This is a genomic window from Bradyrhizobium sp. GCM10028915 (assembly GCF_042666195.1).
Taxonomy (GTDB): domain Bacteria; phylum Pseudomonadota; class Alphaproteobacteria; order Rhizobiales; family Xanthobacteraceae; genus Bradyrhizobium; species Bradyrhizobium canariense_D.
On sequence record NZ_JBHTFN010000071.1, the window covers coordinates 61115 to 74147 of the forward strand.

10 protein-coding genes and 1 tRNA gene are annotated in these 13033 nt (G+C 61.3%); 6 read left to right on the forward strand and 5 right to left on the reverse strand.

The annotated features are described in order from the left end of the window. Positions 1-58: 58 nt before the first annotated feature. Both ACFQX9_RS35925 and ACFQX9_RS35930 read right to left on the reverse strand, forming a co-directional pair. Entirely contained in the window at positions 59-1102 is a 1044-nt protein-coding gene (locus ACFQX9_RS35925; protein ID WP_377791882.1) for an AI-2E family transporter, read from the reverse strand. Between the two features lie 316 nt (positions 1103-1418). Then, the gene (locus ACFQX9_RS35930; protein WP_377791883.1) at positions 1419-4829 is read right to left on the reverse strand and encodes a PAS domain-containing protein; all 3411 of its coding nucleotides are present in this window, start codon (positions 4827-4829) and stop codon (positions 1419-1421) included. A 523-nt stretch (positions 4830-5352) separates the two neighbouring features. Between ACFQX9_RS35930 and ACFQX9_RS35935 the strand changes: the two genes are divergently transcribed. Together ACFQX9_RS35935 and ACFQX9_RS35940 are read left to right on the forward strand one after the other, a co-directional pair. Beyond that, positions 5353-5784, forward strand: a complete 432-nt coding sequence (locus ACFQX9_RS35935) for a phasin (RefSeq protein WP_018453573.1) — start codon at positions 5353-5355, stop codon at positions 5782-5784. A gap of 194 nt (positions 5785-5978) precedes the next feature. Continuing rightward, positions 5979-6055 (forward strand) — tRNA-His (locus tag ACFQX9_RS35940). 282 nt (positions 6056-6337) lie between these two features. Here the strand turns inward: ACFQX9_RS35940 and ACFQX9_RS35945 are convergent. Beyond that, positions 6338-7501 carry a Shedu immune nuclease family protein gene (locus tag ACFQX9_RS35945; protein ID WP_377791884.1) on the reverse strand — a complete coding sequence of 388 codons (1164 nt, stop codon included), beginning with the start codon at positions 7499-7501 and terminating at the stop codon, positions 6338-6340. A 510-nt stretch (positions 7502-8011) separates the two neighbouring features. Here ACFQX9_RS35945 and ACFQX9_RS35950 point away from each other — a divergent pair. The 3 genes from ACFQX9_RS35950 (at position 8012) to tenA (ACFQX9_RS35960) (ending at position 9854) form a co-directional block, all read left to right on the forward strand. Continuing rightward, the gene (locus ACFQX9_RS35950) at positions 8012-8308 is read left to right on the forward strand and encodes a DUF4238 domain-containing protein (protein ID WP_377791885.1); all 297 of its coding nucleotides are present in this window, start codon (positions 8012-8014) and stop codon (positions 8306-8308) included. A gap of 20 nt (positions 8309-8328) precedes the next feature. Beyond that, positions 8329-8973, forward strand: a complete 645-nt coding sequence (locus ACFQX9_RS35955; RefSeq protein WP_377791886.1) for a hypothetical protein — start codon at positions 8329-8331, stop codon at positions 8971-8973. 206 nt (positions 8974-9179) lie between these two features. Continuing rightward, on the forward strand, positions 9180-9854 hold the full coding sequence (tenA, locus tag ACFQX9_RS35960; RefSeq protein WP_377791887.1) for a thiaminase II: 675 nt from the start codon (positions 9180-9182) through the stop codon (positions 9852-9854). Between the two features lie 108 nt (positions 9855-9962). Here tenA (ACFQX9_RS35960) and ACFQX9_RS35965 read toward each other — a convergent pair whose 3' ends face one another. Then, complete coding sequence (locus ACFQX9_RS35965) at positions 9963-10367, reverse strand: nuclear transport factor 2 family protein (protein ID WP_377791888.1); 405 nt, start codon at positions 10365-10367, stop codon at positions 9963-9965. A 490-nt stretch (positions 10368-10857) separates the two neighbouring features. Between ACFQX9_RS35965 and tenA (ACFQX9_RS35970) the strand changes: the two genes are divergently transcribed. Continuing rightward, positions 10858-11532, forward strand: a complete 675-nt coding sequence (gene tenA, locus ACFQX9_RS35970; RefSeq protein ID WP_377791889.1) for a thiaminase II — start codon at positions 10858-10860, stop codon at positions 11530-11532. Positions 11533-11747: 215 nt separating this feature from the next. Here the strand turns inward: tenA (ACFQX9_RS35970) and ACFQX9_RS35975 are convergent, their stop codons facing one another. Further along, positions 11748-12818: a hypothetical protein gene (locus tag ACFQX9_RS35975; RefSeq protein WP_085354353.1), complete on the reverse strand. Its 1071-nt coding sequence runs from the start codon at positions 12816-12818 to the stop codon at positions 11748-11750. Between the last annotated feature and the right edge of the window lie 215 nt (positions 12819-13033).

The window sequence follows — 13033 nt, forward strand, 5'->3', positions numbered from 1 at the left end:
TCGCAAGCGCCGTGCCTTTTGCTTTCTGGCGTGTGCTTGGGGATACGCCCGCGGCAACTCAACCGTTCTTCTCGGGCGCGACAGGTCGGAACACCCACTCGCGCCAGACCACCAGCAACGCCGACATGATCACCGGGCCGAGAAACAAGCCCAGAAGGCCGAAGGCCGCCAGGCCTCCGAAGATCCCGACGAACGCGAACAGAAACGGCAGCCGCGCGGAGTCGCCGACCAGGGTCGGCCAGACGAAATGATCGCCGGCCAACATGACGATCGCGCCCCAGAAGAAGACGCCCGCGGCTGCGAAGCCGCTGCCTCCGCCAGAGACCAGCACCACCGCCGCAGCGGTGAAAGCGAGCCAGGCGCCGAACGGAAGCATGGCGAAGGCCGTGGTCAATATCGTGAATACGATGGCATGCGGCACGCCCGCGACGAAATAGGCCACGCCGATCAATAATCCCTCGCCTGCGGCGACCAGCACCGTACCGTTCACGGTGCCGCGGATCGCATCGACCATTTGCTCGGCGAGACCCTCTCCCGCCTCACCGAAAAGCCGATCGCAGGTTTCCAGCACGCGGTCCGAGATCGACCGGCCGTTGCGCAGCAAGACGAACAAGGCGATCAGCGAAAAGAACAGAAGAAACAGGCGATGAAGCAGCTGTCCGCCGAACGTTCGAAACAGTTCCGATGCGTTGTCTGCGTTGACGCTTTTCAGCCATGCGGTCGCGGCTTTGGGATCGGAAAGATTGCTGCGCCACCACTGCTCGATGGTCTCTGCGGCGATCGGAAGGCGGGCGAGCCAATCGGGCACTTCGATCCCGCTCTCTCCGGCCTGTTTCATCCAGCCCACGAGCAGATCGCCTTGTTGCGCGATCTGATAGACGGCAAGCGACATCGGCGTAAACAGGATGAGGGCGACGACGAGCGTGAAGACCAGCGGGGCCAGGCTGGAGCGGCCGGAGGTCACGCGTGCCGCAAACTTGGTGTAGAGAGGCCACAGGCTGGTTGCGAGAATCGCGGCCCAGATCACTGCGGGCAGAAAGCCCGCCGCCGTCCACAACGCCAGTGCAACCAGGGCGAGGGCAAGCACGACCCGTGCGTTCATGCGCGCGCCCGCGCCGGTAGGCAGCGGCTTTCGCTCAGTCGTGGTCGGGCCTCCGTCGCTCCGCACCGCCTCGCTCCGCTTGGGCGGACGCTGCTTCGATGCCACGGATTTCGCTCGGTCGGTCATTTGAAGTCGCTGGAGTGCGGAGCTGCAGTGTCGAACTGATCAGCAGGAGAAACGCTGGGTCCAGGCTTCAAGCCGCAACGAGGGGCTTCGGTTCCGCTCGGGAAGAAGTCGCAATGAGCTGGCGCCCTTCGCGGGGCGCGGCTCGGCCGAAGCCGCCCGTGCACCGCGGGCAGGAAATCGCGTTCGCCGCTTACGCCTGCGCCAGTGCCGGTGCGAACACCACCTCGATCAGCGAGCCGGAGTTCGCCGCGCTCTTGATGTTGAAGCGGGCGCGGTTGGCTTCGACCAGGGCCTTGGTCAGCGACAAGCTCAGCGCCGAACTGTCTTCGGCGTCGCCGGGCGGCGGCGTGCGGAACGGCTCCATCGCGGCGGCGACTTCGCGCTCGCTGAGGCCGTGGCCGGTGTCGCGGATGCGAAGTGCGACCTCGCCGTGGTCGGTGAGCGCGGTCGAGACGATGACCTGGCCGCCGGCGCTGGCGAGCCGGATCGAGTTCGAGATCAGGTTCATCGTGATCTGCCGCATCGCGCGCGCATCCGCGCTCACCTGCGGCAGCGCATGGCCGAGCGAGGTGCGGATGATGATGCGCTCGCGATTGGCCTGCGGCTGCATCACGACAACGCAGGCCTCGACCAGATCATTGAGGTTGAGGTTGGCGAAGTCGAGGTCGAGCTTGCCGGTCTCGATCCGCGACAGCTCGAGCAGGTCGTCGATGATGGCGATGACGCGCTCGCCGGAGGCGCGGATGTCCTTCATGTACTCGCCGTAGCGCTCGTTGCCGAGCGTGCCGAAGCGTTCCGAGATCATCACCTCCGAGAAGCCGATGATGGCGTTCAGCGGCGTGCGGATCTCGTGGCTGATCCGCGCCAGCATGTCGGCCTTGGCATTGGCCGCGCCGTCGACCAGACGTCGCGCCTGCGTCAGCTCGCTCTCGCCCTGCTTGCTGTGCGAGAGGTCGCGGAACACGGCGAAGAAGTTCGGGCCGTCGGGCCGGGTGCGGCCCATGATCATCGCGAGCGGAATGACGCCGCCCTTCTTCTCGCGCCCCAGCACCTCGCGGCCGTGGTCGAGCAGGCTCGCGATGTCCTGGCTCTTGAGGTTTTCCAGATAGTCGATCACGACATGCTGGCTCTCCGGCGCGAACAGCGTCACCAGATTCTGCTGCATCAGCGTCTCGCCGTCATAGCCGAACAGCGCCTCGGCGCTGCGGTTGCAGGCGTGGATGTTGCCTTCGGCATCGAACATCACGATGCCCTCGGCCGTGGTGTCGAGGATCGCGGCGAGATCTTCCGCGGCCGCCTCGCCGGCGTCGGGCTCCGGCGCGGTGGGGAAGGTCTCGGGGACAATGGTCTCGGCGGTGACGGTCTCGGCGATGACGGGCGCAGCGGGCGCTGCCTGCGGCAGCGCGCAGATCAGCGCATGCGCGCTCTCGCCGTCCCAGTCGATCGCGTGCAGATGCGCCTCGGTGGTCGGCAGCGGCGCTTCGCCATTGGCGAGCGTCGCGCTGATCGTGACCGGCGTGCCGGCTTGCGACGTGCTGCTGGCCGCGGACACGCCGGGCTCGACATAGAGTGCATCTAGCCCGCCGGCGTTCTCAAGTGCGCTCAGGCTGGCATAGCCCATGCGCGCGAGAAACGCGGGGTTGGCGTAGAGCAGGCGGTCGAGCCGATAGATCAGGATGCCGGTCGGCAGCAGGTCGAGCAGCGCGCGGTCGCGCGGGCTGTGGCCGTGCGCGGGCGGCGCGGGCGCGGTCAGCCATTCGGCCGGCGCGTGCGGCGTCTCAGGCTCCGGCGTCGGCGCCTCAGGCGTGATCTCGGCATCCGGCGGCTCGGACGATGCCGCGATGGTTTCCTTGTCGCGTTCGAGGCGCTCGGACAATTGGCGGGCGAGCTCGTTGAACGCGCTGTTCTCGACCGGCGTCAGCGTCGGCGATCGCGTGTCGCCGGGCGCTCGGAACGGCAGGACATTGGGAGGCGTTTCCACTGGCGTTTCCGGATCGGTTGGATGTGAATTCGCGTCGGTTGTGGGGTCGGTCAGTTCGGCTTCAGGCGCGGGCTCAGGTGCGGGCGGCTCGATCGGCGGAGGCGGCGGCTCTGGCTCAGGCTCCGGCTCGATCACATCGGCGGACAGGCTTTGCGGCGCCGCCGGTTCGGCCAAAAGCTCAAAACGCCTGAGCGCATCGAGCCGGTTGAGGCCGTCGAGATCGCGGCAGACGCCAAATCCCCTGAAGCCCGCGAAATTGCGCTCGCCGTCATAAACCGGAAGTCCGGCAAGCTCGACCGGCAGATGCTCGCCGCCATCGGCCGGCCAGTTCACGGTGATCCCGGCCCAGGTGTCCTTGCTGGCAAGCGCCTGCGCCACGCGGCCTTCAGGGTCGAGCGCGAAGGCGTCGGCGATCTCGCGCCAGGGGCGGTCGAAGCCGGCGGCCGTGCGGGGCCCGATCAGGTGGATGAATTCGTCGGAGAGAAGCACAAAGCGGCCCTCTGCATCCACCTTCCAGAGGAAGCGCAGCGGATGCTGACGCGGTGCGGGCGGCTCTTCGTGGCCCGACGGCGGCTCGACCATGCCGGTTACGGTCGGCGCGGCCTGCGGCGACACCATGGCTTCGGCCGAGTTTTCAACCGGAGTCTTCGGTTCGACCTCGGCGCGCGCTTCGGCCGCTTGCTCGAGGGCTTGCTGGATCGAGACGATCTCGGTCGCCGGCTCGCTTGCAGGCGGTTCGTGCGCGATCGTTGCTTGCGGCGCGTCGACCGGCTCGGCGAAGGCGTCGAACAGCGCGATCTCTGATGGCGCCTCGTGCGACGGCGCGGCTTGCACATCCTGCGGCACGGCGGCTGGAGCAGCGGGCGGCGCAGCCTCATGCTGAGCGATGTCTTCTCGGGCGATCTCTTCGCGCGCGACCTCTTCAGCGGCCTCGGGTTCGACCTCATCAGTCCCAGCCGCCGCCTGCTGCACGGCAGGCTCGATCAGCGCGACCAGGCCGACATCGGCCCCGCTGCCGACCCGCTGCAGCACCATCTGGCCGATGCCGATCGGCGTCTCGGCGCGGCCAAGGCTGAGCGCATCGCTGCGCGCCTGTTCGAGGCCGCCCTCGGTGAGGTCGCGGAAGCCGAGCAGGGTGCGGGCCGTTTCGCTGGCGCCGACGAACAGGCCGTCGGGTGCGAACGCCGCCATCGGCGTCTTGGCGCCGTCGACCAAACGAAGCAGCCGCTCGACCAGCGGCATGGTGCGCAAGCCGGGGTCCATCGCGGTGACCAGCACGGCGCGGCCACCATCGGCGAAGTCGAGCCGGGCACAGGCGCAGGTCATCAGCATGCCCAACCGCGCGCCGAAGCCGCGCAGCCGTTCGAGCCGAATGGCGCCGTTCGGAGGCAGCCGGCCGGCAAGCCGGATGATCTGGCGGCGGTGGCTGTCGGCGGGGCCGAAGGTCTTGTCTGCGAGCGCCGTGGCATGGGCCGCGCCGAACAGTCTTGCCCCGACCGGATTGGCCCAGAGCATGCGCGTGCCGTCGATCGACCACAGCCAGACGGGCAGCGGCGAGGTCGCGTGCACGGCCAGCCGGGGATCGCCCACGCCTCGCAACTGGAAATCCGAACTCGTCATCCGACCGGCTTCGCGTCCCGCTTGTGCGCATCAGGCTGCCGGGAATGACAGCCTTAAGAAAGGGTTAGTATCGCCCGCGTGCGCGGGCAGGTCCACGGCCCCAGCCTATGCGCCAAGGCCTAAAGCCGCGATAACCTTAATGTCCCTGACCCCGCAAGCCGTAGCCCGTTCGCATCCCCATCCTTCGAGATCCCCGCGTCCGCAGATACCCATGCCGCCCAGCCTCTTCCTGAGACCGCGCAGCGGTCGTCTTGAAGGACGAGGCGCGCGCTCAGGCACCACCTGATTACCTCAACCACCGGTTCCCCATCCCGGGAACCTCATCCTCCCCGCGATTAAATTTGCGCAATGCACCCCAAAACCCGTTGCGTTGCACAATGTTGACATCTTAGGCAGGCATGGTCTCCGCGCTGGGCGAGCCATCATTCGTTTTGTGTTTCCAGTCTTCGCACCCGTCACCCGGTTGGCCGGCGGGCGCGCCTGAAGGCTCACTCCGTTTTTTCATTAGTGTGAGGGACAAAGCATGACAGGTACGACTGATCCATTCTCCGCCTCCGTCATTCCGTTCGAGGTTCCGGAGCAGATGCGTGCGTTCGCCGAAAAGGGCGTGTCGCAGGCCCGCGAGAACTACGCCAAGTTCAAGGACGCCGCCGAGACCCACAACGGCACCGTCGAGGCCGTGTTCGCGTCCGCCCACAAGGGCGTGAGCGAATACACCGCCAAGCTGATGGAGTTCGCGAAGGCCAACACCAAGGCCCATCTCGACTTCACCCAGGAGCTGTTCAGCGTAAAGGCGCCGCAGGATGCGTTCGCGCTGTGGACCAACCATTCCAAGACGCAGCTCGAGACCTTCCAGGCCCAGGCCCGGGAGCTCGCCGAGATCACCCAGCGCGCGGCCACTGCCGCCGCCGAGCCGATCAAGGCTTCCGCCGCGAAGCTCTACCCCGCCGCTTGATCTGGCGCGGCCGTCTCAATTAAGAAACCCGGGCCTAGAGCCCGGGTTTTGCTTTGGAAATAACCTCGCTTGCGGGACGTTTTGAGGGTGTTGCGGCCTTGCCAAAAACGCCCGTTGCACCTAGTTTCCGCCCCGTCCAGCCCCCCTCGGTGACCGGCCCTTTCAAGGGCGCCCCTCGGGCGGCTCGCAAGGATGCAGTTGTAGCTCAGTTGGTTAGAGCGCCTGTCTGTGGAACAGGAGGTCGGTGGTTCGAGCCCACCCAACTGTACCAATCAAATCAACTATTTAGCATCGCTCACGGTTTGTTCGGAAGATCGTCGAAAAATCCCCTCACAACATTCAAAGCGTCCGGGTCGTCTATCAAAAGTTTTCGCACAGCGCTTTCGCAAAGAGTGCGACTTTTCAAGCCCAGCGCTTTTGCAATGCTGCTTAGGGCTCCGGTGTGACGAAGAGGATAGGGGCTCGATTAGAGCGTCTGTACCGCCCGTTCCGATGTCGGACGTGTAGGGACAGGACATCAAGTCCAGCGCGCTCTGTGCCGGCGCGGGGCGTGCTACTGACTCCGGGTAATGAAGCGTGCGCGTTCGAGTAGTTCATCAAATGTAACAATGTCGATGCTACGGCTTTCGCGGCGAAAGAGCTCGAAGGTGTCGCGCATTATGTTGGCTTCCCTTAGCCCGGCTGTTTTCGAGAACTCATCCCTCGATCCAATGACTAAGATGGTTTTGGCGTTTCGGGTGCGCGCAGTCAGATGCTCGGTCCCGGACCTGTTGTAGTGCTCCCCCGTTTGCGCGAAAGAAAGCCATTCAGCCTTCTGCTCGATAATTTGCGAGACGGCGCTCATGAAATCTCTACTGAACTCCCAGGTGCCCGCACGCCCACGGCGGCCTGTTGCGAAAATTGGCGTACTCGGAGTTTTGATCTCAACGAGGACTGTGTAATCGGTGAAGCTCATCAGGAAATCGATGACCGGCTTGTTCCTGTTGTCCGACCCTCCAGCTCCAACAGTCATCTCTCGGTCAAACTGGCGCATCATCCTATAGTCGAGACCATAACCAAATACCCACTGCTCGCGATCAAAAAAGTCCTGCCATTGTACCTCGCTCCAATCCAAGAGCTGAATATGCTCTTCGTACTCCTGAATTCCCTGCTTGCGACCGAGAAGGATATTGATTTCCTCCGGTGTCAGCGACTGTTGGAGCGTTTGAAGGAGGCTGTTTCGCTGCGCCTCAGTCATTGTCTTAATTCGGCTGACGATCTCGCGATCTGAGGCATCGATGATGGCTTTGGGGCCTGCCTTAGTTGAAATATCTTCGATCTGAAAATTTTCGCTGTTTGAGAGGTCGATAAACTCAATTTTATGAAGAAAGCTCAGGAGCCGGTTGAATTCGTCTGTGCGGAAGCTGAATTCCTCCTTTTCAACAGCTTCGATCCAATCGCCAGCGCGTGTTTTGAAGGTTTGCAGGGTCAATCGTTTTATTTTCTTATCATCTTGGGTGACGAGGGCGGAAACCTGGGTCTTTCGGACAGCGCCGGTCAAGCGAAGGCACATTACGCCGTCTATCTCGCCGAGATGCACCCGGTCGTTTCCTTCGATGACCATCCTAACTTGGCGAACGCACTCTGTATTCCAAGCGTTGAAACGGAAAACCTTAGTAATGTACGTCTTGGCTTGCCTCCGAAGCTTAAAGAAGTTGTAGTCGTCTTGGCCGTTCATATTCCGCCCCTTTGCACACGCGACCGGTGCTCAACACGGCCAAGCTAGCGATGGACCGTTTCGTTTAACCTTGGAGCCGATCGCGAAGCCGTATTCTTTTGCGAGCCCGACCCGACCTGAACGGGGCGGCTTGTGATATATACACAATTTCCCCGTTCCTTCTCCCGCTCACGTCCCTTGTTCGCGGGAGACTTTCGGACAGAGGTCGAGATCGTAGGCAATATCGAGACGGCAGATAACCGCTCGGAAGCGCGGTGAGAGTGTCGAAACTCCACATGAACCATAGCTGGGCAGTCGCAAGGGGCTGGGGAAGAAGCACTCGTTGCTGAGCGGCTTCGCTACGTCGTCGAGAATATGACGACGATAACGACCATCGCGGTTTAACCAAAAGCGCCGCTCTCAACCCGAGCTTTTATTCGTTAAGCAAGCAGGTATGCTTAAATCATAGTCCGGTTGAGTCGCCTAATTGGTTTGAGGCCGCGCCCTCTGAAATTCTCTAATAAACCTGCCATGCCTCTCGATCATTACGTTTCGCAGGTTCATCTGCGGCAGTTCTATTCGCCTGAACTTGACGGAAAGCAGATGTACGGCTTTCGCAAGCGCGATGGCCGTGTTTTCCCATGCAGTTCAAAAGATGTCTGCCGCGTGCAAAACGGCAGCACGAACGAATATCTACTGAACGATCGAGCGATCGAAGATTTCTTGAAAACAGTCGAACCCAACTACAATCCCGCAATCGCAGAATTGCGAACTGGAAAACCGAGTCGTGATACTGTCCACGTGGTTGCCGGCTTCGCGCCTACGTAACGAGCTGCTCGCCGGCAGCCATGCGGCTACATTCGGGACCTTTGAGGAGCACGGTTGAAGCCACGGGCAAGATCCTCGACGCAACGGGAGAGATTCCGAGAGCGCCGGAAGCTCTCGGAGGCAAGAGCTATACCGAGTTCATCGAGAGTGGGGTCATCAAAACAGCGATCGACGAGAAGTACCCTCAAGCCCTTGGCATCAGTGGAATCATGGAGCGGGTGAACATCTGGGGGAATTCCGCCTGGGATATCGTTGTAAACGAATACGCCAAGGATAGCCCCTTCTTTACGAGCGATTTCGCAAGTGGAATTGAGACGTCTAACGATCCAAGAATCATCAACAGGCTGGTGCCGCTAGCTCCCGACATTGCTTTACGTATTCGCCCCGATCTTGATGCGCGCGATCTAAATATGGACGCAACATTCAAGGCTTTTCGTTGCCGTCTGCTGACGCCTTCCCGGAACGAAGTCCGCGCTATAAATCAAGCCATTGCCAGATGCGGAGAAGAACTCATCTTTTTTCGCGACCATCACGAATGGGTCGAACCATTCCTAAATAAGCATCGGTCCTTTCGCGTTGAACCGGTAACCACCGAACTCAAGACGCCTACGGGATATGCCTTGATCTCAACCATTCGGGTCAAATCCATCAAAGACGGCGATTGAGCTCAAACTACGATGACAGTGCACTGAATTCTATCATGCAGGATTACAGTGACACTGCACAAAACTGTCGACGCGGGGAGTGCCCTGTCCGCAACGCTGCTCAAAGCCAGTTTTGTGACGCCGTCACCGTAGCTCCCCGGTCCGCAATGCGCTATCGGTAGCTTGCTAAAGACATTCATGCACAAGCAAGCCAGGCGAAAAACATCGTGAGTTTCTTCGAGCGTCTCAAGACAGAAGCATCCGTTGAGTGGCTGGCCTACACCGAGCATCCCTTCACGAACGGATTGGCGGACGGCTCGCTCCCCGAAGCGGCGTTTCGTCACTATCTCGTTCAGGACTATCTGTTCCTCATCGACTTCGCTCGCGCCTACGCGCTCGCAGTCTACAAGTCGCCCAAGCTCGCCGACATGCGTGAAGCCGCGGCCGGCCTGTCGGCCATCCTCGATGTCGAGATGAACCTGCATGTGAAGCTCTGTGCTGACTGGGGTCTATCGCCAACCGACCTTGAGCAGGCCCTTCCGGCGGCCGAGATGCTGGCCTATACACGCTACGTGCTCGACGCGGGAATGCGCGGCGACCTGCTGGCACTCAAGGTGGCGCTTGCCCCCTGCGTGATCGGGTACGCGGAGATCGCAACGCGGCTCGCCTCGCTCCCCCTCGCGGACGCCTCAGCGAACGCCTATCGCGTCTGGATCGCGGAGTATGCCGGCGCGCCGTATCAGGAGGTCGCCGCCAAAGCGCGGGCGCATATGGAGCATCTCGCCGATCTCTACGTCACGCCGGCCCGCGAGGCGGAGCTGATTGCGATCTTCAAGGAAGCCACCCGACTCGAGGCGGACTTCTGGCAGATGGCCTGGCGCGCGGGCCAGCGTGTTCAATAACTCTTTCGGCAGTCAGGTTCACAACCTGAACGTCATACAATTCGAATTACTATGACAGTGCACCAAACTCACCAACGTCAGGCGACACTAACAGAACCTCACCACGCGTCACGCAATCATCGCCTTGATCTGCGCAGTGTCCGCAAACTCGATCAGCTCGATGATCTTGCCGTCCTTAAATCTGAACAGATCCAGGATCTCGGTGCTTGAAGCCTGCCCGGTCGGGCGGTATCGAACGACGAGGCGGGAATGGACGGCGACGCGATCTCCGTCGACCAGCTCAGCCAGGATTTCGCGACCTTCGAAGCCGAATTCATCAATCAATCTACTGAAAGCTCCACGCAGGGTCTCATGTCCCTGCATAGTCCCTGTCAGTTCGAGCGCGCTCTTGTCGCCCATCAACGTGAACAAGCCCTCGGGATGAAAGGCCGTCACCAAGCCCTCGGCATTACCGCCGTCGCGTGCTGCGTAAGCGCTTCTGATCACTGCCAGTCTCTCTTCACGCTGTCCCATATCACCCTCCCTGCAGGACGTATCAAGTCAGCCTAGCGACCTTTGCGTGTAAACGCAAAATCATCGAGTTGAGGGGGGCGAAGGCTCAGCACGCCACGAAGCAGGATCGGTCGCTTTCGTTCCCCCATTTCGGGAGAAATCGGCGTCGGGCAACGCCGAACCTTTTCACGACCTTGGGTGTTTGTGTTGCGGCAGGACTGACAACGCTGAGGGAGCTGAGACATGAACGGACTTATCTATCTGGTCGGACTCGTCGTCGTGATTGGTGTGGTGCTCTCGTTCCTGGGCCTGCGCTGATTAGGTTTGGGAAGTGGTGCGGCGCACTCTCCAGCATTGCGGTGACAGTGCACCAAACTCTCGACGCGGGGAGTGTCCGCAACGCTGCTCAAAGCAAGCTTTTTGCGCACTCACCGTAGCTCCTCGGTTCGCAATGCGCTATCGGTAGCTTGCCAAAGACGTTCATGGACAAGCAAGCCGGGCGAAAAAGATCGTGAGTTTCTTCGAGCGTCTCAAGACAGCAGCATCGGTTGAGTGGCGGGCCTACACCGAGCATCCCTTCACGAACGGATTGGCAGACGGCTCGCTCCCCGAAGCGGCGTTTCGTCACTACCTCGTTCAGGACTATTTGTTCCTCATCGAGTTTGCTCGCGCCTACGCGCTCGCGGTCTACAAGTCGCCCAAGCTTGCCGACATGCGTGAAGCGGCGGCCGGCCTTTCGGCCATCCTCGATGTCGAGATGAACCTGCATGTGAAGCTCTGTGCTGACTGGGGCCTATCGCCGGCCGACCTTGAACAGGCCCCTCCGGCGGCCGAGATGCTGGCCTATACACGCTACGTGCTCGACGCGGGAATGCGCGGCGACCTACTGGCACTCAAGGTGGCGCTTGCCCCCTGCGTGATCGGGTACGCGGAGATCGCAACGCGGCTCGGCTCGCGACCCCTCGCGGACGCTGCGGCGAACGCCTACCGCGTCTGGATCGCCGAGTACGCCGGCGCGCCGTACCAGGAGGTCGCTGCCAAGGCGCGGGCGCATATGGAGCATCTCGCCGATCTCTACGCCACGCCGACACGCGAGGCAGAGCTGATTGCGATCTTCAAGGAAGCCACCCGACTCGAGGCAGACTTCTGGGAGATGGCCTGGCGCGCGGGCCAGCGTGTTCAATAACTCCTTCGGCAGGCCAGCAGCGTGCCCGGAGCCACCGCAACTGACACCGGGTTCACCCGCCGCTGATACTGCACGGCGAAGATGTACGTATTCGCGCAGGTCGGTCACCTGCAGTGGCTCGAGCGCGCATACCACCGGGATGCTCGGCTTCTCGCCCTCTCGAAGCACGAAGCCACAGCTCCGTCGGGAAATCAGTCTGCCAGCTACCCGCCCCATCACGGCGTCGGGGCGACCACATCCTTGAAGTCAGACAAAGCGCGAATGGCTGCCGTTCTGTTCAACACAAATCGCTTCACTTCCTCTTGCTGGCTCGAACTCAAATCCGTCCAGTGATGTTTTTCAGTTGGGAAGCTGATCAGAAGGCCTTCGCTGCGGTGCTGTGCGACTTGGACAGGAACGACGTCATCAGGTGTGTCGACGAGATACTGGTCTGACGGATGATTTTCGGCTTTGAGTGTTCCGGATTGCACCTGATTGGATACCTCGGGAATACCCAACGAGAAACCGAGCGCCTTCAGATCGAAGACCAATGAGCCGGGATGAGTATCGACGCTGACGAACTGGAGAAAGCTGGTCTGCGACTTGGTCACGCCGGTTTTAAGATGACCGTGAACGACCCGCACGAGCTGGCCTTCCGATCCGTTGATCCAGTCGTCGAAGTCCATGAGCGGTGTCGTGAACACGACCGGCTTGCCCACTTGCGCATCCCGCAATTGTTTGGGATCGAACTTGTCGAAGCTCACGGGCGACACCTTGGGCACCTTCTTGAACATGCCGGCTCCGATGGTCAGATCCCCGCCGATAATCGGCCCAAAAAGCGAAAGTTCGCGCCCTGTACTCAAGTTCTTGATCTTCACGCGGAGCAAGCTCGATTTGACGCCGATCCCCGAGGCGCCAAAGAGCGCTGCGATTTTCATCTCCCAGAAGGTGCTCGGCGCATAAACAAGCCGAGGCGGACGGTGCACCTTCTTGTAACCGCCCGTACCTGTCCAAACCAGGTCGACCATGAGGACGACACTGCGATCGATGGCGGCGTTATCTTCGCCGGCCGTCGGAAACGGTTCCGTGCTCCCGACTGCCTTTTGGCCAAGCGCGACGGGCAATCCCGGCAGCTGCATTTTGACGATGGGATCGACCTGGTCGAAGATCGTTTTCGCCCTGAATTCCGATAGGCGCTGATTCAGTGCGGACGCCGCCGCCTTCGTGCGGGCACCTCTCCAGCGTCGGCTGGCGTGACCAACGCATGTGATGCGGACCGAAACCGTCCCATCTTTGGGAATGCCCATGGAACTGCTCCTTTATTGCAGATCTCTTTTTGGTCAGTTGAGCGTTTCGACCGGTTCAATGCGCCGAAATGGATTTATCACGCGTGTGCTGTCAGGGGTTCCACGCAGATCACACAGCTTTGGACAGCGACGACAAGGTGTCGCCACGAACGCTGATATGCGGATTGCGTTCGATCCCAACAGCTGGATGACATCAAAGAAGTTTTGCTCCAAGC

Coding starts and splice junctions, on each gene's coding strand:
- ACFQX9_RS35925 (WP_377791882.1), bottom strand. CDS start 1,102: ATGAACGCACGGGTCGTGCTTGCCCTCGCCCTGGTTGCACTGGCGTTG.
- ACFQX9_RS35930 (WP_377791883.1), bottom strand. CDS start 4,829: ATGACGAGTTCGGATTTCCAGTTGCGAGGCGTGGGCGATCCCCGGCTG.
- ACFQX9_RS35935 (WP_018453573.1), top strand. CDS start 5,353: ATGACAGGTACGACTGATCCATTCTCCGCCTCCGTCATTCCGTTCGAG.
- ACFQX9_RS35945 (WP_377791884.1), bottom strand. CDS start 7,501: ATGAACGGCCAAGACGACTACAACTTCTTTAAGCTTCGGAGGCAAGCC.
- ACFQX9_RS35950 (WP_377791885.1), top strand. CDS start 8,012: ATGCCTCTCGATCATTACGTTTCGCAGGTTCATCTGCGGCAGTTCTAT.
- ACFQX9_RS35955 (WP_377791886.1), top strand. CDS start 8,329: ATGCGGCTACATTCGGGACCTTTGAGGAGCACGGTTGAAGCCACGGGC.
- ACFQX9_RS35965 (WP_377791888.1), bottom strand. CDS start 10,367: ATGGGACAGCGTGAAGAGAGACTGGCAGTGATCAGAAGCGCTTACGCA.
- ACFQX9_RS35975 (WP_085354353.1), bottom strand. CDS start 12,818: ATGGGCATTCCCAAAGATGGGACGGTTTCGGTCCGCATCACATGCGTT.